The sequence below is a fragment of the uncultured Cyclobacterium sp. genome (assembly GCF_963977555.1).
Taxonomy (GTDB): Bacteria; Bacteroidota; Bacteroidia; order Cytophagales; family Cyclobacteriaceae; genus Cyclobacterium.
The window spans coordinates 252,784-273,342 of sequence record NZ_CAXBPD010000008.1 but is presented as its reverse complement, the minus strand read 5'-3'; the positions used below and the strand labels follow the sequence as shown (position 1 = coordinate 273,342).

Sequence of the window (20,559 nt, the reverse complement as noted above, 5' to 3'; positions counted from 1 at the left end):
AAAGTGATGTTGCGCAATGAAATCTAAAAAGAGGAGGGTTTTGCCATTAATTCAGGTCCAATGTGCCAGGGAAAGCTTTATGAAATAGATTAAGATTGCAGGAATGCCATAATACTTGAGGACTGTAAGCCTATTGAAGCGGTGCATAAACCAAAGCACGATTACCGGTCTAATTAGGCCTAGTATGGTCCCTAAAAGGGTGACTAAAAACAGGATGTCTATGCCGGTGGCTACTGTTTCCATGGTTATAGATAAAAAAAAGGGACAACTTTACGCTGTCCCTTAAGTGGTAATAAACTTGTTATTTATTTTTTACGCTTGATCTCTTCCATTTTGTACCCTTCAAAGGTATCACCCTCTTGGATATCGTTGAATCCTTTAATGGAAACACCACATTCGTAGCCGTATTTCACTTCGCTAACATCATCCTTGAATCGTTTCAAGGCACTGATCTCACCTTCATGAATTACAATACCATCTCTGATAATTCTGATTTTGTTTTTACGGTTGATATAACCATCCGTAACGTAAGAACCAGCGACTGTTCCGATTTTAGAGATTTTGAATACTTCTCTTACTTCAATATTACCAGTAATGACCTCTTCAAATTCAGGCTCAAGCATACCTTCAATGGCATCTTTTATCTGGTTGATAGCATCATAAATTATTGAGTAATGTCTGATTTCAATTTCCTCTTGCTCAGCAAGACGTTTCGCATTGACAGAAGGTCTTACCTGGAAGCCTAAGATAATCGCATCAGAAGCAGAGGCAAGCAATACATCAGATTCAGAGATTTGACCTACGCCATGGTGAATGATATTTACATTCACTTCCTCTTTTGAAAGTTTCAATAAAGAATCAGACAATGCTTCTACTGAACCATCCACATCACCTTTGATAATGATGTTAAGTTCTTTAAAGCTACCAATGGCCAATCGTCTACCGATCTCATCCAGTGTGATATGTTTTTTGGTACGTAAGCTTTGCTCTCTTTGTATTTGCTCTCTGGAATTGGCAATTTCTCTTGCTTCTCTTTCGGAGTCATATACTTTGAATACATCCCCTGCTTGAGGAGCACCGCCTAATCCAAGTACTTGAACTGGAGTGGAAGGTCCTGCCGCATCGAGTTTCTTACCCAAGTGGTCAAACATCGCTTTAACTCTACCGTAATGTTGGCCAGCCAAAATCGTATCACCCACATGTAAAGTTCCTGCCTGTACCATTATTGTAGATACATAACCTCTACCTTTATCAAGAGAGGCTTCTACTACTGTACCGACAGCATTTTTATTTGGATTTGCTTTAAGTTCTAATATTTCAGATTCAAGCAATACTTTTTCCAATAGGTCATCAATACCAGCACCTGTTTTAGCAGATATGTCCTGAGATTGGTACTTACCACCCCAGTCTTCGACCAGTAGGTTCATATTGGCAAGCTCTTCCTTAATCCTTTCCGGATTAGAGTTTGGTCTATCTATTTTATTGATGGCGAAGATCATTGGAACACCAGCTACCTGAGCATGGTTTATTGCTTCTTTTGTTTGAGGCATGACATTGTCATCCGCTGCAATTACAATGATGGCAACATCCGTGATTTTAGCACCCCTGGCTCGCATAGCTGTAAAGGCTTCGTGACCCGGAGTATCTAGAAACGCAATTTTGTGTCCACCTGATGTTTGTACATCGTAGGCACCAATGTGCTGGGTAATCCCACCTGCTTCACCATGGGTAACCTTAGCCCTACGGATATAATCCAGTAAGGAAGTTTTACCATGATCAACGTGTCCCATTATGGTGACGATCGGAGCCCTTTCTATTAATGTATCTTCATTTTCCTCCTCAATGATTTCAGTCTCTTCTTCGTCGGTTTTGGTGAACTCTACATCATAATTGAATTCATCAGCAATAATTGTAATTGCTTCTGCATCCAATCTTTGGTTGATGGAAACGAACATGCCTAGTCCCATGCAAACAGAGATGACCTCATTAACGGTAACATCCATTAGGGATGCCAGGTCGTTTGCGGAGATAAATTCCGTTACACGTAAGATTTTGCTTTCCTCAGGCGTTTCGCTAACCTCTTTCGTTCTGTCAGAGCGTTTGTCTCTCCTGTTTTTGTTTTTTCCACCAGATCGTCCGCCACCTTGCAATCTTGCAAGTGTTTGTTTGATTTGATCCTGAATTTCTTTCTGAGTTGGTTCCTCTTTTTGGAAACGAGGATTTTGTCCTCTTCCTCCTGGTCTTCCGACTCCACCACCTCGGTTGTTGCCTTTTCGGGCTCCACCACCACCTTGGCCTGGTCCACCTTGTCCTCCTGGCCCTCTATTGGCAGGTGTTGTAGGTCTCGCTCCTTCTGCGGGTTTGATAGGTCGATTATCAATCCGTTTTCTTGGACGTTTCTTCTTCTCCTTATTGCGCTCATCAGAAGAGGCAACTGGTTTGGATTTTTTCTTAGGTTTGTCTTTTGGAAGTTCAATTTTTCCCAATACAGTCAAACCTCTAAGGGATTCTGCTTTAGCAGATATCACCTTGTCTTCAGTCTTTTCGATAGGTTTCTCCGGTTCTTTAGTTGCTTTATCTTCAGTAACAGGCTTAGGTTGGGCAGGAGCCTCCTTAGGTGCAGCAGGTTTAGCTTCTGGTGCTTTTTCTGGAGGAGTGCTTTTTTCTTCTGCTTCTGGAGCAGGAGTTTTATCCACAGGTTTTTCGGGTATTACTGGAGCAGGAGTAGGTTTAGGAGCAGTCGTTTCCGGCTTGGCCTCTGCTTTTGGAGGCGCGGCTTTTTCTTCTTTGACTTCTGGTTCCTTCTTAGGTTCTGGCTTTGGCGCTGGCTGTTTTGGTTCTTCAGCTACAGGCTTTGGAGGAGTAGGTTTTTCCACTTCCTTAACTGGCTCCGGTTTTGGCTTGGATTTATTGGCATCCAAATCAATTTTCCCAACTACTTTAATTCCTTGTAGTTTAGGCGCTTCATTTGATATTTTGTCAGCAGCTTTTTCCACAGGCTTTTTGGCCTCTACTGGAGGGGCTGGAGTAACCGGCTTTTTTGGCTCTGGTTTCTTGATTTCTTTTTCAATCTCAGATTCCGACTCTGCCTTGATGGTAAAGTTTTCATTGTGCCTTTTGCCTATAGATAGATGGGAGGCCTCTTCCTTTTCTTGGGCAGAAGACTTGAACTCTTTGGCAAGCATACTATAATGCTCCGAACTAATTTTCGAGTTCGGATTGCTTTCTACCTCAAAGCCCTTTTTGGCCATAGACTCAACGATGGTGGAAACACCCACGTTAAGTTTTCTGGCTACTTGGCCTAATCGCATCATTTTTTCTTCTGACATACTAATACCTATTCCTGTATTTATAATAATGCAAATATAAAGGGGATAACGAATTATCTGTCGTTATTTGCTATTCAAATTCTTGTTTTAATATTTTAAATATATCGGCAATTGTTTCTTCTTCCAGTTCGGTCCTTCTGAGAAGGTCTTCTTTGGTCAAAGCCAATACACTTTTTGCGGTATCTAAACCTGTTTTTTTCAACTCCCCTATTACCCAACTTTCAATTTCGTCAGAAAATTCAGACAGATCAACATCTTCTTCATCTTCATAACCAGATAGTTCTCGGAATACGTCAATTTCGTACCCCACCAATCGGCTAGCAAGTCTAATGTTAAACCCACCTTTACCTATGGCTAAGGAAACCTGATCAGGCTTCAAATATACCGAAATCCTTTTGGCTTCTTCATTCACTTGTAGTGAAGTTACCTTTGCAGGACTTAACGCTCTGGAAACATACAGGTCAAGATTGTCTGTGTAATTGATAACATCTATGTTTTCATTTTGTAGTTCTCTAACTACAGCATGAATTCTGCTGCCTTTCATACCCACACAAGCGCCAACTGGGTCAATACGGTCATCATAAGATTCTACCGCTACCTTGGCCCTGTCGCCTGGTTCCCTTACTATTTTTTTAATGGTAATAAGACCATCATATACTTCAGGAACTTCATTTTCAAACAACCTTTCCAGGAATATTGGTGAAGTTCTCGAAAGAATAATTCGTGGATTACCATTGATCATTTCCACTTTGTGAACAATTGCTCGGACAGAATCTCCCTTTCTAAACCTGTCCTTTGGTATTTGTTCGGATTTTGGCATGATCAATTCATTGCCTTCAGCATCCATAAGTAGAATTTCTCTACCCAATATCTGATATACTTCCGCAGTTATAATTTCACTTACCAGTTCCTCATATTGTTGAAAAAGCAAATCTTTTTCCAAATCTTTGATTCTCTGGATGAGTGTCTGTCTGGCCATCATCACTGCTCTGCGACCAAAATCTTCTAACTCTATTTTTTCATAAGTCTCTTCACCGATTTCAAAATCTGGCTCAATTTTTTTGGCTTCAGCCAAACTAATCTTATCATGATCCCAGATGTCCTCAGAGTTGTCGTCAACGATCTGTCTAATCCTTACGATTTCTAAATCACCTTTGTCCGCATTGATGATAACATCAAAGTTTTCATCAGTTTCATACTTTTTACGAATCATCGCCCTAAATACATCTTCGAGAATGCGGATCATTGTTGGTCTATCCACATTTTTTGATCTTGCAAACTCTGCAAATGATTCAATCAGAATTTTAGCATCCATTGTTTTTATTTGAAAGAGACTAATACAATTGATTTCTTTATTTGGTCAAAAGAGATGCTGACTGCTTCTTCAACAACCTTTTTCCCTTTTTCTTTTTTCTTCACCATTAACTGAATAGCTCTTTGGTCTACTTCAGTCAGCTTACCCTCCGTTACTGGACCCTCTTCTAGGGTTACTTTCAAATTTCGGCCGATATTCTTTTCGTACTGTCTTCTAGAACTTAACGGAAAATCTACCCCAGGGGATGAAACTTCCATTACATAAGCGGTGTCCATCAGCTCTTTAGCTTCTATTTCTTCGCCTACTGCTCTACTAACCAACGCACAAGCATCAATATTTATGCCGTTGTCAGCATCGATTAAAATGTGCAATAATTTTTTATTGCCCTTTTCTATAATTTGTACATCAACGACAAAATGGCTGCTGTCAGGCAGGTGTTTTTCCACTATTTCTTCTATCGTTTGCTTCAAATTCATATCTTTTTGCTTACTTGCTTCTGGTTTTTGTTCCACAAATGATCAATAAATGAAAGAGGGGACTGTGGTCCCCTCTCTTGTCATGAATTAACTCAGGCACAAATGTAATAAAATTATTTTCCTAAAAAAAGTATTGAAAGTTTGATAAATTTGCCTCATGCAATCAAAAAAGTTAAAAATATACAATACCCTTTCCAGAACTAAGGAAACTTTCGAACCTATAAGTCCCCCAAATGTAGGCATGTATGTCTGTGGCCCCACGGTTTACGGTGATGCACACCTAGGACATGCCAGGGCTGCAGTGTCCTTTGACATTGTTTTTAGGTACCTAAGATTTCTGGATTATAAAGTTCGTTATGTCAGAAATATTACTGATGTGGGTCATTTGGAAGCAGATGCAGATGAAGGAGAAGATAAAATAGCGAAAAAAGCAAAGCTTGAACAACTAGAACCCATGGAAGTGGCCCAGCAATATGCAGCTTCCTACCATAGAGACATGGAGCAACTCAATACTATCAAGCCAAGTATAGAGCCGCGAGCCACAGGGCATATTCCCGAGCAGATCAAACTCATTGATGAAATAATCGAAAATGATTTGGCTTATGTGGTGAATGGAAGCGTCTATTTCGATGTTTTGAAATACAATAAAGAAGAAAAGCAATATGGCATATTGTCCGGAAGAGTGGTCGAGGAACTAATGAGTGGTAGCCGTGAGCTTGACGGACAATCTGAAAAAAAGAATCCTGTGGATTTTGCCCTTTGGAAAAAAGCCGCTCCTGAACACCTCATGCGTTGGGATTCTAAATGGAGTGTGGGTTTTCCAGGATGGCACCTGGAGTGTACTGCCATGAGTGCTAAATACCTGGGAAATCAATTTGATATTCATGGTGGTGGTATGGACCTTATGTTTCCGCATCATGAATGTGAAATCGCCCAAAGCAATGCAAGTCATCATACCGATCCAGCGAAATATTGGATGCACAACAATATGATTACCATTAACGGGCAGAAAATGGGTAAGTCCCTCGGGAATTTCATTACCCTGCAGCAATTGTTCCAGGGAGATCATGACAAACTAGAGCAGGCTTATAGCCCCATGACCGTTAGGTATTTTATATTGACGGCACATTACCGCTCTACGTTGGATTTTTCTAACCAAGCTTTGCAAGCTGCCCAAAAAGGGTACAAGAAGTTGATCAATGGGCTGAGAATAACTTCTCAGTTACAGTATCAAGCTGACCCTGAAGTGGAGGTTGATGAGAACAATGTGGCTCAAATCGAAAAAAGTATAGCGGCTGCATTTGATTCCATGAATGATGATTTCAATACAGCACAGGCCATTGGCCATCTCTTTAACTTGCTCAAAAAAATCAACAGCCTTTATACTGGACAATTGCATTCAGCTCAGTTGGGTAAGGATGTATATGATAAATTGATTCAAACTTTCAATGTCTTTATTAAGGAGATTCTAGGTTTGATAGAAGAAAAAGGAGATAACCAGGACGAGTTATTAAAAGTGATCATCGATCTGTATAGCAATGCTAAATCAGCACGTGATTATCAAAAAGTAGATGAAATTAGAGCGGCTTTAAAAGGAGTTGGCGTGATAATTAAGGACATGAAGAATAGTGTAGATTGGGCATATGAAGAATAATAAATGGATAGGGTTTTTATTTCTAGGATTGCTGCTTTATGTAGGTGCTTGTAGTGAAAAAGCCAGCAATGAAAATAAATCGGCAGAAACAATCGCATACCAGCCGGCACCTGCGTTTAGTGCAGATTCCGCTTATGCTTATATACAGCAACAAGTGGACTTTGGCCCTCGGGTACCCAATACTGAGCCCCATAAAATTGCTGGCGACTGGATAATAGAAAAGCTGGAAGCATTTGGGCTCAAAGTGACTGTGCAAGCTTTTGAAGACAAAGCATATGATGGCAAAGTACTCCAATTGAGAAATATAGTTGGAAGTTATAAGCCAGAAGCGACTAAGCGAATTTTATTAGGTGCACACTGGGACACCAGAAGAATAGCGGATAAAGATACGCAGGACCTTGATGATCCTATAGACGGCGCCAATGATGGCGGGAGTGGGGTGGCAGTAATGTTAGAAATTGCCCGTGTGTTGCATACAGATACTTTGCAACCCAATGTCGGCATAGATTTTATCTTCTTCGATGGGGAAGATGATGGGGAGCCTGATCATAGGAATTTTCGGGACAATAGCCAAATTTGGTGGTGTCTGGGCTCTCAGTATTGGTCCAAAACGCCTCACGTGAAGGGGTATTCCGCTTATTATGGTATACTATTAGACATGGTTGGTGGAAAAGGTGCCAGGTTTTACAAGGAGGGCTATTCTGTACAATATGCCAAAAACATAGTAGATAAAGTTTGGGGTTTGGCGCATCATTTGGGCTTTGGGGATTTCTTCCAGATGCGAAATGCGGAGGCCATCACAGATGACCACCTTTTTGTCAATCAGGATGCCAATATTCCTATGATAAACATTATAGAGTATAGCCCTGATTTTGGCTTTGGCCTGTACCACCATACCCATAAGGACAATATGGAGATCATTGATAAAAAGACCCTTTCAGTAGTGGGTCAAACGGTTTTATTTACCCTTTTCCAAGAATAGAAATTTTAATATTACCATACATTTTCCATGACCATTCTAGCACTCATTGCAAAAACCTTTGAGGAAAAATACCAGCAGAAACCCTTGATTGTTCGCTCTCCTGGAAGGATCAACCTAATAGGTGAACATACCGATTATAATGAGGGTTTTGTGTTGCCTGCAGCAATTGACAAATCCATTTACCTGGGCTTTGCTAAGAATAATACGGGGTCTTGTAGGGTTTATTCACTTGATTTTAAAGAAGAACAAACCTTTTCGCTTGATAATTTAAAACCGGCGAAAGGCTGGGTGAATTTTGTGATGGGAGTGGCCAATGCCATTCAGAAGTCCGGCAAAAAGCTGGAAGGCTTTGATTGTGTATTTGGCGGAGACATACCCATAGGGGCAGGACTTTCTTCTTCTGCCGCCTTGGAAAATGGAGTAGGCTTTGGCCTGAATCAGTTGCTTGATTTAAAACTGGAAAGGCTTGAGCTGCTGAAATTTTCCCAACAGGCGGAACATGAATTTGTAGGGGTAAAATGTGGGATCATGGACATGTTTGCTTCCATGATGGGCAAGCAGGACCAAGTCATTCGTTTGGACTGTCGATCTTTGGCACATACTTATTTCCCTTTGGAATTGGGAAATTACCAACTCATCCTCTGCAATACCAAAGTAGCGCATTCTTTAGCTGAATCTGCCTATAACCAAAGGAGGGAGGAATGCCAGGAAGGCGTAAACCAGGTCAAGAAGCAATTTCCGGAGGTGAATAGCCTTAGGGATATCAACCTGGAAATGCTGGACAAGGCCAAAGGAGGAATTTCTTCGGTCATTTACAAGCGTTGTGCCTATGTGATTCAGGAGAATGAACGGCTAATAAATACCTGCGAGGCCCTGGACAAGCAGGACCTAGAGGCGGTAGGACAATTCATCTACGGCTCTCATGATGGCCTTTCTCTTGATTATGAAGTGAGTTGCCCAGAGCTTGATTTTTTAGTGGACTATACCAGGGAATTGCCCCATGTTTTAGGGGCCAGAATGATGGGTGGTGGATTCGGTGGATGCACCCTAAACCTGATCAAGAAAACCCATAAAAAGGAATTTATAGCTGCTATTTCAGCATCCTATGCCACCAAGTTTAACAGGCAAATGGAAACCTATGAGGTGAATGTGGCTGATGGTACGGGGCTTATAATTTAGCATGTATTTCCTAAGCCTTAAGGGTACTTCGGAACTGGGATAGGGTACCTTTGAACATATCCATTGGGGTTCAAAACTCCAATTACGCACATAATAACAGGGGTGGGGTACCTAAAACTGACAAGCTTGAACCTTTTAACTCGAATTTTCGACCTCCGAACTCGGATTTTGTCATAAAAAACCTGGTAATTCAAGCTAAACCCGACGGTGATTCGATATAAATACTGAAAAACTGACAAAATATCCGAAAATTTCAACGTGCAGGTCAAATTTTCGGTGTCTAGAAGTGCAAGGGGGTACCTCCGAACCTACCCATTGCAGTTATTAACTTCAAAATCCCAGTTCAGAAGTGGGTAATCGAACCTTTTAACCGGAAAATTTCGCCTTTTTGGCAGTATTGTTTAAGTTTAAACCAAAGCATTTGACCAAAAACTGACAAGAGAGAAGGTTTAGAGTAAAGCATTTTGGTAAAATGATGGGGTATATAGGGTTTTTTAATTAAAGTCTGATTCAATTACATAATCCTGATTTAACAAACGCTTAGAGAAAAATGCGTAATAAATCTATCAATTTTCTAAAAACCCCTGTTTAAGGGTTCAAAGGGTTTTTTATTTAGTATTTATTCCTTAGTTTTAGTGGTAGTTGGAAGGCGAATAAAGTGTACTTTAGCATCAATTCACTGAACCGAAATATGGAAGAAAGAAAACTAGAAGTACTAAGATTTTATATTACCTCGAAGCACAACAAACAGGAAAAGCTCCCACTTTATGATATTGAAGGGGTTGATCTTTTGGAAAATCTTTTTACTAACTTAATCCCGTTCATTGATGACTTACCACCTGACGAACGTAACAAAAGGGTAGTCCAATTAGGAAAAGACCTTGAAGGAGCGAGCATTTTTCACAAGAAGGATTCAATTAGGTCAATCTCCGGTATAATTGAAACAGGGAAGTATGGCAAGGAAGAAAACGTAGTTGATATTAATAGGAAAAAAGATGAAACACCTGTTTTCAGAATGATGAAAAATCATGCCCTTCAAAAGCCTTTCTTTTTTTTAATCTGTATTTCATCTAAAAAGAATGAAGGCCTAATTTTTCTGGAAAGAGAAGGTCAATTTGGAATAAAGCAAGTATTTACTCTCATTCTGTCTAAATACATAAATCTTAATTTTCCTGAACATACTTTTCACTTCTCGAATTTCATCGACCAAGAGTTTGTGAAAAAGTTCATAAATGATGGGGTGTACAATAAAATTCGCTTGGTGAGAAACTCTCTACCTGGGGACATAGCTGAAAAGTATGGCCTTGAAACATTTGAAACAGACGATTTTGTTTTGGAGCTTAGTATTCGTTCAAAAGGGAAAAGACGAATTGGTGGTAATGCCAGAAAAAGAATTCAAGAAATTTTTGAAAACAATCCAGATGGGTTTTTTACATCTCAAGATTTTAGAAAAATCGGATTTGATGATGAAGCCTCCATTCATGTGAATTCGACATACAAGAATTCCTCCAGAACAATTAACTTATCAGATACTTTGAAATTCAGACCGTATTATGATATTAAGGTTGAAATTACATCAACTGGTCATTCTGACTTTCGTTCTATTGAGGGCGCATGTATCCAACTATTAAATGATTTTAGCCTAGACCTCTATTAATATGTCTTCAAAGATTAATGTCATCGAAATTTTGCAAAAGCATAAGTCAACCCTTGAAAATGCTGAAGGTAAAATGCTTAGACGTGACAGAAGACATTTCATTATCTATCCGCTGATTATCGCCTTTGTCCTAAGCACAGTAGTTAGAATTCCGAACGACAACCTTGTCAACATCTTCGCAATCTGCCTATCCGTTTTCGTTGGACTTTTTTTGAATTTATTAGTACTTATTATTTCTTTCGCAGAGAATAAGCTCAACATAAAAGACAGTAAAAACAGAGCTGAGCTTTTGGAACAGACTTTTTACAATATCACTTATACCATTGTAATTTCACTTTTTGCACTTGGAATTCTGTTCTTTGCGAACATTCAGTTTTTACCCACGGAATTGGTCTTTTCATTTGAAAAAACAGTCTATGGAATTCAGATTGATATATCGAAACTCGAATACAATAAGGTGATCACATTTGTGATTTATTTCATTTTCAACTTTGTATTTGCACACTTAATACTCACTTTGTTAATGATTATTAAAAGGATATTTAAGCTATTCAAGGTCGAAATTGAGAAGATTAATGGACAAAAAGATGCTAATAAACACTAAAATGAATATACGAACAGAGCCATTTGAATGGATATTTCGAAAAAGAAACTTAAGTGTTTCAAGCAACTGGGGCACATACTCATTTGATTTGAGCGTTAGGCACAATTAAACATAAACTCATGTCTAGAACAAAAAATCTAATACAACTTATTGAATGCTTGGAGAAACCAGAATTTGATGAAGTAGTGAAAACATACTTGAAAGAAGAGTATGGATTTGAACGGGTAGTTAATACTGATGGCAAAGACGATACAGGAATTGATATAAAAGTTTTTGACTTCCAGAAGGAGAAACTTCAATTTCAACTTACAACTCAAAAATCAAAAACTCAAGCTGAGAAAAGGTCTTTTGATAAAAAATTAAAAGAAGATTTAGAAAAGGCAAAAGCGAATTATCAAGATTATGGATTTGGTAACAAACTGTTTTTCTTTTACTCTTACGAATTAACTAATAAGGTGATTAGAGGATATGAAAAGCTTGCTTTTAAAGATTATGGTATCAATTTAGAATTGATTGATGCGAATAGAATTGCAGAAGAAGCTGAAAATATTATTGCTATTCAAAGAGTGCTTTATAAGAAAAATAAACTCGATGAATTTGCTGTTAAAGAATCAGTTTTTAATAATGAAAATGAAAATTTTGTTTTTGATTTATTATCATTTGGAAAGCCTTCTGAGTTTAGAATACAGATAATTGAGGGGTTTATATTAAAATCTATTTTTGATAAGAACTCATTAAGTACTCAAGAAATTAAAGATTATTGTGAATCAAAATTTAAAGTTGGTGAAAATGATGTGTTCTATACAAAACTCCTTTCAAGACTTCAATCATCAAAAAAAATAAAAAAAGAATCTACTGATTGTTTTTCACTTACAGAAGAAGAAAAGAGCCTAATTAACCGGAAAGTTGAGCAATACGAATTAGATGAAAAAGTATTTTTTAGTGAATTGCATCAAATATTAGAAGGCTTTAAGCAAAGTGAACATGTTGATGATTACGTCTTGCAATTAAAGGAATTGTACACTCAAAATTTTAGTTCTGACTTAAAAGATCTTTTGAATACTGGTGAAAATGAGGCGATATTCAGTGTTGCCAGAGAATTTATCCATTTTACTCAATCTAAACTTGAAGATAAAGAAAAAGCAAAAAGGCTTTCATTGAAATTATTGCGTTATTGTATGAATAGTAAGTTTATTCAGAAAATTGCTGCTAGTAAAGTCTATTGCTCAAATATCAACAATTCAAGATTGGAAAGATATTTAAATACCCAAAAACGCATTTTTGTTGATACTCCAGTGGCCTTATATGCCTTGTGTCATTTTTACAAGCCAAAGAGTAATTATAACAATTACTTCTACAGTACAACTAAGGGATTGATTGAGTTTTCTTCCCAAGAAAATCTAAATCTTCATATATCTGAACGTTATATTTGGGAGGTACAAAACCATGTTAAGGAGGCGTTTTACTTGATCCCCTTTTCGCAACTTGATAATTTTAGGAAATTAGGTTCTTCAAAGAATGTTTTTTATAACTTTTATCTCTTTCTCCTAAGCAATGATTTGATTTATGAGCAAACGACCTTTAATCAGTTTTTAAGTGAATATGGCTTTGAAGAATCTAGTTCACAAGATTCCATTAACTCAAAAATTAGCTCTCATTTGGCTAAAATGAATATTCAAAAGTATGAATTTGAATATGACTACGACATAGAAGATACTAACAGAATATTTGAAAACATCCTAGTTGCCAATAACAAATTTAAATCGCCATTTACCAGAAATAATGATAGTATCATGGTCAAATTTCTCGCGGACAACGATGTAGATGTGCATCCAGTACAACCTATGTTTTTGACTTGGGATCGATCATTTTTTGATGTTCAAAAACAGTATTTCAAATCTTATCCAGATTGTCAAAAGTGGCTCATGCTCCCACCGGGAAAAATGATTGATTCGTATGCTGTTTTAAAGTTCAAAATAGATTCTGAAAGTGTTACCGAGAATTTATTAGCTCTAATTTCTGATGAACTGATTCTGAATACGCATGCTTTAGTAGATACCATAAAGTTTATTCTGGACCCAAATAATGAAGTTAGCTTAGAATACACTAATCGCTTAGCACAAATCAGAGAAGAGGAAATTAATAGAATCAATAGAAAGGTTAGCACTCCGCCAGAAGAGTTTGAAGGTGAAGCTGTAATTGATGAAGTTTTCTATTCTTTATCTAATCACTTTCAAGAGAAAGAAGATGAAAAGTACTTCGGGTACTTTAAAGAAATATTTACAAAGAAAGAGTTAATGACAACTGTAATTGAGTCTATTATGTCTGCTATAGAATCATACTATCAGAAACAAAAAATTGACTCTAATCTTTTTACAACATTCGATAAACTAGTTGAAGAAATAAAGAAGGAAAAAGCCCCCAATAACTAAGCATTCTGACGGCTGGAACAGCCTAGTCTGTATGCAGTGTGTGTGCCCAGCATGGGCATCTGGTATCGAAGGTAACAAATTATACCAGCCGGTGAAAACCTGTACCGAGTTTTATCGGTATCCCTTATGTTTGGGCATTTATGTCCCGATGCATTATCAACAGTCATTTGATTTGTAGTAAACTACCGGAGTGATAGGGGTGTTGTGGTTATAGATGGATTTACATATGCTGGGCAGAATCCTATGAAAAGGAAATAAAAAAGATTTTCGGTAAGTCGTACGAGCGAAAAGTTCACATACGGTTTGATGAAAGGGGCGTTGAAAGTTTACTGCTTATTATTATCTTTATAGGTAATTAAATAGGGTAGGCTATTAGGCTCTACTCAACAGCATAATTAGAAACACCCTAGCGAATGGAAATACCTAAGTTTCATGAAACATTTATACCAATACTGAAAGTGCTTGAGAACGGAGAGACTCTTCAATCAAGAGAGATGTATAGAAAAGTAATTGATAAATTTTACACAGGGTTATCTAAAGAACAATTAGAGCAGACAACAAAAAGTGGTGACATACTGATAAACAATAGAATAGCTTGGGGTAAATCGTATTTAAAAAAGGGTAGATTTATAGAGTTCCCCAAAAGAGGTTATGTGAGAATTACTGAAAAAGGTAAAAAACACAGTGCTTCTAATTTAACATTAAATGAAGTTGAAAGCTCAGAAAATTTTTTAGAATTCTATAACGAAGAAGATCAAAAAAAGGAAACTACTCCTTCCAGAGTTCAGAATGCTTCACCACAAGATTTAATTGATGAAGGTTTTAAAGCGATTGAAATTCAACTTAAGGATGAGCTGTTAGAGAAATTAAAAGAAATGGATCCCTTCTATTTTGAAAAAGTAATACTGATCTTGCTGAAGAGAATGGGGTACGGTGATTTCGTAGAAACCTCCAAAACGGGTGACGGTGGTATTGATGGAATTATCAATGAAGATAAACTTGGGCTGGATAAAATTTACATTCAAGCTAAACGATACGGAGAAAACAAGGTACGCGAAAAGGATATAAGGAATTTTATAGGTGCAATGAGTGGAGATACTCAGAAAGGCGTTTTCGTTACTACTTCCAATTTTGACAAAGGAGCTGTAAAAAAAGCAAATGATGCACACCACACAATAATTCTTATTGACGGACAAAAGTTAGTAGATTTAATGCATGAATTTAATGTAGGAGTTCAGGTTAAAACACCATATGAAGTCAAAGAAATAGACATAGACTTTTTCGATGGAGACTAAAAAATATGAGTAATCGATGGGGCATACCAAAAGAAGTTGAGGATTTTGTAAAGCAAAGAGACAAGAGTTGCGTTTATTGTGGTCAAGAATTTCGAGATAATCCCCAATCAAGAAAACATAAGCCATCGTGGGAACATATTGTAAATGACATTAGAATAAATGATAAGAGTAATATTTCGCTTTGTTGTATGTCATGTAACTCAAGTAAAGGAGCTAAGCTTTTAGAGGACTGGTTCAACAGTGACTATTGTAATAGAAATGAAATTACGGAAGATTCGGTAGCTCAAGTAGTAAAAGATGTTTTAAAGAATATTCCAAAACTGAAATAACTATGCAAAACAAGATGAATAGTGCATAGAACCCTTTGAGATGTTACGTCACTATACACTAATCGTTGATGCGCCACGAGGTGGCATTTATCCAGTAGGTGTAAAACCTACCAGGGCAATTGACTATTCAACCTGGGACAGTCAATTTCGTGAAGAGTTCGCTGAAGCTCTGTTGGTTTTCAAATACCTAAGTCGCAATGTGCAAGTGTGAACTCGTTGTAGCTTCGGTATGTGTACCCGTAATTTGGGCGCAGTTTTGATCCAGATTTTTCGGGAGAACCCTGCCATATTACAAAGATTAACAGTCATTTGATTTGTAGTAAATTACTGGAGTGATAGGGGTGTTGTGGATATAAATGGATTTACATTTGCTGGGGAGAATCCTATGAAAAGCAAATATTGAAGGCTATCATGCTCTACTCTACGTTGTAATTCACTAGACTCACGCTGCCCAAACCTTTAAATTTATAGCATCAAATCAATCAAATTCGCCATTGTAAGATGGGAATCAAATCGATAAAACCAACCTCAAATTGTTCAATTTTGTTAATTTTATAATATGGCTTATTTGATATTCAAGAAGCCTGAGGGGCTTCAACAATAATAACCACGGGTGGCACCCGTGGTTAGGAAAGCATTTATCAAATCTGCAACTCTGGAAGGGTTGAACAAGTACCTTTATAACCTGGAAAGACACTTTTTGTCTTGATTTAGAACAAGGGCAATATTACCTATCCGTCAGAGGATGATGGTTTCCATCTTATTATTATCTTTATAGGTATTAATAAAGTTGATTATTAGGCGTTATTCTACTGGACAAGTGTAAGAAAATAATCAGAATTTAGGCCCAGATTTTGGAAGAATCAACCCAATTAAATTAACAAGACGCTACAATAATTATGTATATAAAAAATTTTAATAATGCTATTCTTTTAGGTTTTCTAATGGTATTGCTTCATTCCTGCTCTTTGCAGGTGGCACATATGACAAGTACTAAAATGAATGCGCTTGAACTTGGTATGTCGAAAGAGGAGGTAACTCAGATTTTAGGGGATGACTATACAATTGCAGAAAAGCGATTGGAAGGCCCCATTGAAATTGAGGTTTTATCTTATAGGGACCATTTTGAAAATGACGAATTTTATCTGTTTGTTTTTAGAAATAAAAAATTGGATAAATGGTACCGTGAGTTGTTTTCAAAAGAAGGAATAGAAATGAAATAGCTTTTTTACTCAAAGTTTCTTTTTGAGCGAATTAGGTACACAATTGATTGTTCATATCGTGTTTAATCAAATGGAGAATATTGAGGCCTTAGTTAAAATTGGTTTGCTGCCATTTTTCCTTTGGCAAAACTTAATTCCATAATTACCCTTTTATGACTTAAATTTTGGATAAAGCCGGATGCTGTATTGCATCTTTGAAAATGGGTTAAAGCCCATTCCTATGGAGTAGTTATTTTAATAAAAGGGCTTATTTTTTAAATCGAAGAAGCCCGAGGGGCTTCAATTACAATAACCACGGGTGGCATTTGTGGGTAGGAAGCATTTATCAAATCTGCAACCCTGGAAGGGTTGAACAGGAGCCTTTGAGCTGGAAAGCGTTTTATAATGGATGAACACTTTTTGTTCCAAAAATGGATTGTCTGCTAGTTTACTTTTTATCACCTTTTTATAGCACGCGCTGACTGAGATCATAAGAATTTATTATCCGGCGGATAGGTCTATCGATGCATTAAAAGAGGAAAAAGTAATATCATTTAATTTTATTTCTAATTACATAAATTTATTTCTAGAGCCCTTTTTATATGGAAGTGCATATAGTTTATTATATTTCGTTATTTTTGTATGTAAATACATATACTATGAGTAGACTATCAGACTTTGTAAAAACCAAAAGGAAGCAATTGGGGCTGACTCAGGAAGACTTTGCTGAAAAAGCCGGAGTTGCTCTTACGGTAATACGAAAAATCGAACAAGGCAAAGATAACCTCAGTATGTCAAAAGTAAGCCAAGTACTTCAGATGTTTGGTCATGTTTTAGGTCCAATTAATGAAAAAGATGAGACAAGGAATAGTTAAATGCAATAACATCCAAGCCGGTGTTCTTACTGAAGAGGATAATGGGGAATATCTCTTTGTATATGACGAAGTGTATGCCCAAACCTATCCGGACCAATTCGTCACCTTTCAAATGCACGTTTCCACTAGACCATATAGGAGTAATAGACTGTTTCCCTTTTTTGATGGGCTAATACCTGAAGGTTGGCTACTGAATATTGCGGTAGAAAGCTGGAAAATTAATAAGAATGATCGCATGGGCTTATTGCTGGCCTGTTGCCAAAATGCTATTGGTGCTGTAAGTGTTCACCCTGTAATTCCTAAAGTTGATGTCTAAGTGCCTGTACTGCTATAAGCCCTTGGATGAAAATCAGGAGGACTACCACCCGAAGTGTATAATGGCCTTTTATGGGACAAAACATGCTCCGCTAATGCCCTATGGCTTATCAGAGATGGAGAAACTGGCGAAAGAGGCCGTAGAGCAATCTATTACCGTCCCGGGCGTTCAACCAAAATTGTCTTTAGGGTGGATCAAAACAGCTGTGGAAAATGGCCATCAAGGCCGATTGACCATAATGAATGCTTTAGAAGGGAACTATATTTTGAAACCCCAAAATGCTGATTACCCGCTTATGCCAGAAAACGAGCACCTTTCCATGAAACTAGCAGATTTGTTTAAAATAAACATTGTGCCCATAAATATGATTCGTTTACAATCAGGTGAACTTTGTTTTATTACCAAACGGATTGATCGTAACAAGGATGGGTCCAAGAACCACATGATAGATTTTCTCCAAATTCTTGAGCTGACTGATAAATACAAGGGTACCATGGAAATGCTTGGAAAAACCATAGGTGAATTATCAGCAAACACTTTGTTAGACAAGTTGCGATTTTTTGAATCAACGGTATTCAACTTTATTATAGGGAATAATGATATGCACTTGAAAAACTATTCTATGTTTTTGTCAGAAATGGGTTGGGTCCTAGCCCCTTTTTATGACTTTTTAAGTGTCAAAATGATATTGCCAAAAGACAAGGAGGATACAGCCCTATTGCTGGGTGGTAAAAAGAAAAATTTCAATAGAGGATATTTCGACCGCCTTGGAGCTGTTTTAAATTTAAATAACAAACAAATAAATGTAGTGTATAAAAGGGCACAAAAATGGCTTCCTGAAGCCAATAAATTAATAGAGCGTTCATTCCTTGATGTAAACAGGCAAATAGACTATAAGGAATTAATTGTTGAACGAACGAAACTTTTTTTATCATAAGCCAACCATGAAGACATGAGCGAAAGTGAACCACGTAATAAAGGCCTTTTGCATATTCGGGATTAAGCATTATAGGTGGAATTTAGGCCATTAGGAGGACTGTTACTATTGTTGAAGGCCCTAATGCCTTGAAATGCTTCTCCTTTGTACTATCTCAATTCAATCTTTTTGTTTCCGTAGTTTTGGCTAAAGCCCATTCCTATTGAGAAGATATTTTTATGAACATGGCTTAGTTTCAAATCGAAGAAGCCTGAGGGGCTTTAATAATAATAACTACGGCTGGCACCCGTGGATTAGAAACGATCTATTAAACTTGCAACCCTGAGAAGGGTTGAACAGAAGCCTTGTAGCCTAAATTTTTTTTACGAAAATAAATGCACCTATTCCTTACCCTAGGGCTCTTTTCCACAGGCTAAGGAGCTGAGTTTAGAGACTAGATTATAGTCTTTGGTATAGGGTTTTTTCTTATGCAACGGAGCATATTGCCCTCTTTGAAAAAAGGTTTATTGCTCCTTTCCCTTTGATAAGTTTCAATTCAATCCTATTGATCGCTTGAATTTGGATTTTAATCTTAGATCCAAAAAAAATAAAAATAGGTGAATCCAATCTTATTCTCTTTTTCGTAAGTAGGTGAACAAATGTGATAACTAAGCACTATTATTTAACCAAACTAAATTTTAAAATGAAAAAATCTAACCTTTTTAAAGTCTTTCTTGGCTTTACATTGCTCGCTTTTACTTCATGTGATGATGATGATATGATGGATATGGATAAGCATGGCGCTACCTTGTTTGTTACCAGCAACGCCACTGGCGATATTAATACCTACGCGTTTAAAGAAGATGGAGGGGTGGAAATGAATAGGTTTACCACGCTTTCCACGGGAAATGAGGGCATTCACTACGATGAGGCAAGTGATGACCTTATTGTTGCTTCCAGAAGCGCCCTTCAAGTAAATGTTTATGGTGGTGTATCCAATGTTTTGATGAACCCCTCACTTTCATTAGACTTGGGAGGTTCTGGTGCTGCGGACTTAATGAATCCACGTGCTATGGCTGTAAACGGAAATACTATGGTAATTGCTGACAACCAACAAAATCAGTTTTTCGTTTATACGAAATCAGGTAACAGCCTGACGTTAAAGAATACTTTTGATATCGATTTCGCAGTCTGGGGAATTGAATTTATAGGTGATGACCTATTTGCTGTGGTGGATAAAACTGCTGATCTGGCAGTGTTCAATAATTTTTCATCAAATACTAGCGATGGAATGCTGCAAGCTTCAAAAAAGGTTACCATTGAAGGAATTGAACGTACGCATGGGTTGGCCTATGATAGGATGAAGGACATGATGGTGATGACAGATATCGGTGACGCAGAGAATACCGAAGACGATGGAGGGTTTCATTTGATTGAAAATTTCAGCAGCACGTTCAATAATACCTCAGATGGAGGAACTATCGGGATGGCTGCACAGATCAGAGTGGCAGGTGCTGCCACCATGATGGGTAACCCCATTGATGTGGCTTATGACAGTGAATCCGGTACGGTTTATATTGCAGAAATAGGAAATGGCGGAGGCCGTGTGCTGGCTTTTTCTAATTATGAAAACGGAGGAAATGTATCTCCTTCATGGAATGTAGCCCTCGGTGGAGCCAGCTCCTTGTACCTGGCTACTGATTAATTTAGGTGAGTACGAATGTTCAGCTGGCATTAGTAGAGTTGAACATATTGCTTTTTCCATTTTTGGAAAGGCGAAATTTCATAAGGTGAAGAAGGACATTTATATGTCCTTCTTTTTTAGGTTTATGCTATAGAATTTGCGATGAGAGCAGAACCTAAAGGCTGGAATTATTCCTAAGGTATGTGGCCAACACATCTTTAGCAAAATTCAAAATTACCACTATTTTTACCTAAATTTTGGCTAAAGCCGAGTACTGTATTACCATTTTTTAAAATGGGCTAAAGCCCATTCCT

18 protein-coding genes are annotated in these 20,559 nt (G+C 37.6%); 14 read left to right on the top strand and 4 right to left on the bottom strand.

From position 1 onward, the window contains the following. Nucleotides 1–51 precede the first annotated feature (51 nt). From AAC073_RS12450 to AAC073_RS12435, 4 genes are all read right to left on the bottom strand, one after another. On the bottom strand, nt 52–243 hold the full coding sequence (locus AAC073_RS12450) for a hypothetical protein (RefSeq protein WP_339924163.1): 192 nt from the start codon (nt 241–243) through the stop codon (nt 52–54). Between the two features lie 62 nt (nt 244–305). Then, nucleotides 306–3,329, bottom strand: a complete 3,024-nt coding sequence (gene infB, locus AAC073_RS12445) for a translation initiation factor IF-2 (RefSeq protein ID WP_339924162.1) — start codon at nt 3,327–3,329, stop codon at nt 306–308. A 70-nt stretch (nt 3,330–3,399) separates the two neighbouring features. Further along, on the bottom strand, nt 3,400–4,644 hold the full coding sequence (gene nusA / locus AAC073_RS12440) for a transcription termination factor NusA (RefSeq protein ID WP_339924161.1): 1,245 nt from the start codon (nt 4,642–4,644) through the stop codon (nt 3,400–3,402). Between the two features lie 5 nt (nt 4,645–4,649). After that, on the bottom strand, nt 4,650–5,120 hold the full coding sequence (locus AAC073_RS12435) for a ribosome maturation factor RimP (RefSeq protein ID WP_339924181.1): 471 nt from the start codon (nt 5,118–5,120) through the stop codon (nt 4,650–4,652). Nucleotides 5,121–5,277: 157 nt separating this feature from the next. On the opposite strand from AAC073_RS12435, the gene cysS reads away from it, so the two are divergent. The 14 genes from cysS to AAC073_RS12365 all read left to right on the top strand — a co-directional run bounded on the left by cysS (nt 5,278) and on the right by AAC073_RS12365 (nt 20,266). Further along, complete coding sequence (cysS, locus tag AAC073_RS12430) at nt 5,278–6,774, top strand: cysteine--tRNA ligase (RefSeq protein ID WP_339924160.1); 1,497 nt, start codon at nt 5,278–5,280, stop codon at nt 6,772–6,774. Next, nucleotides 6,764–7,756 carry a M28 family peptidase gene (locus AAC073_RS12425; RefSeq protein WP_339924159.1) on the top strand — a complete coding sequence of 331 codons (993 nt, stop codon included), beginning with the start codon at nt 6,764–6,766 and terminating at the stop codon, nt 7,754–7,756. The genes cysS and AAC073_RS12425 overlap by 11 nt, the downstream gene beginning before the upstream one ends. A 27-nt stretch (nt 7,757–7,783) precedes the next feature. Then, the gene (gene galK, locus AAC073_RS12420) at nt 7,784–8,935 is read left to right on the top strand and encodes a galactokinase (protein WP_339924158.1); all 1,152 of its coding nucleotides are present in this window, start codon (nt 7,784–7,786) and stop codon (nt 8,933–8,935) included. A gap of 691 nt (nt 8,936–9,626) precedes the next feature. Further along, nucleotides 9,627–10,592, top strand: coding sequence for a hypothetical protein (locus tag AAC073_RS12415; protein ID WP_339924157.1), 966 nt, complete (start codon nt 9,627–9,629; stop codon nt 10,590–10,592). A gap of 1 nt (nt 10,593) precedes the next feature. Next, a complete protein-coding gene (locus tag AAC073_RS12410) occupies nt 10,594–11,196 on the top strand; it encodes a hypothetical protein (RefSeq protein ID WP_339924156.1) in 603 nt (200 codons plus the stop codon). Between the two features lie 119 nt (nt 11,197–11,315). After that, nucleotides 11,316–13,628, top strand: a complete 2,313-nt coding sequence (locus AAC073_RS12405) for a hypothetical protein (protein ID WP_339924155.1) — start codon at nt 11,316–11,318, stop codon at nt 13,626–13,628. Between the two features lie 413 nt (nt 13,629–14,041). Further along, nucleotides 14,042–14,923 (top strand): restriction endonuclease, encoded by an 882-nt coding sequence (locus AAC073_RS12400; RefSeq protein WP_339924154.1) that lies wholly within the window; start codon nt 14,042–14,044, stop codon nt 14,921–14,923. A 5-nt stretch (nt 14,924–14,928) separates the two neighbouring features. Next, nucleotides 14,929–15,252 carry an HNH endonuclease gene (locus tag AAC073_RS12395; protein WP_339924153.1) on the top strand — a complete coding sequence of 108 codons (324 nt, stop codon included), beginning with the start codon at nt 14,929–14,931 and terminating at the stop codon, nt 15,250–15,252. Nucleotides 15,253–15,292: 40 nt separating this feature from the next. Beyond that, nucleotides 15,293–15,463, top strand: a complete 171-nt coding sequence (locus tag AAC073_RS12390; protein ID WP_339924152.1) for a hypothetical protein — start codon at nt 15,293–15,295, stop codon at nt 15,461–15,463. 688 nt (nt 15,464–16,151) lie between these two features. After that, nucleotides 16,152–16,475 carry a hypothetical protein gene (locus tag AAC073_RS12385; RefSeq protein ID WP_339924151.1) on the top strand — a complete coding sequence of 108 codons (324 nt, stop codon included), beginning with the start codon at nt 16,152–16,154 and terminating at the stop codon, nt 16,473–16,475. A gap of 638 nt (nt 16,476–17,113) precedes the next feature. Beyond that, nucleotides 17,114–17,329 (top strand): type II toxin-antitoxin system Y4mF family antitoxin, encoded by a 216-nt coding sequence (locus AAC073_RS12380; protein WP_339924150.1) that lies wholly within the window; start codon nt 17,114–17,116, stop codon nt 17,327–17,329. Further along, complete coding sequence (locus AAC073_RS12375) at nt 17,310–17,645, top strand: HipA N-terminal domain-containing protein (RefSeq protein WP_339924149.1); 336 nt, start codon at nt 17,310–17,312, stop codon at nt 17,643–17,645. Before AAC073_RS12380 ends, AAC073_RS12375 begins: the two co-directional genes overlap by 20 nt. Continuing rightward, nucleotides 17,638–18,582 carry a HipA domain-containing protein gene (locus tag AAC073_RS12370; RefSeq protein ID WP_339924148.1) on the top strand — a complete coding sequence of 315 codons (945 nt, stop codon included), beginning with the start codon at nt 17,638–17,640 and terminating at the stop codon, nt 18,580–18,582. The genes AAC073_RS12375 and AAC073_RS12370 overlap by 8 nt, the downstream gene beginning before the upstream one ends. A 682-nt stretch (nt 18,583–19,264) precedes the next feature. Next, nucleotides 19,265–20,266 carry a hypothetical protein gene (locus AAC073_RS12365; RefSeq protein WP_339924147.1) on the top strand — a complete coding sequence of 334 codons (1,002 nt, stop codon included), beginning with the start codon at nt 19,265–19,267 and terminating at the stop codon, nt 20,264–20,266. Nucleotides 20,267–20,559 lie beyond the last annotated feature (293 nt).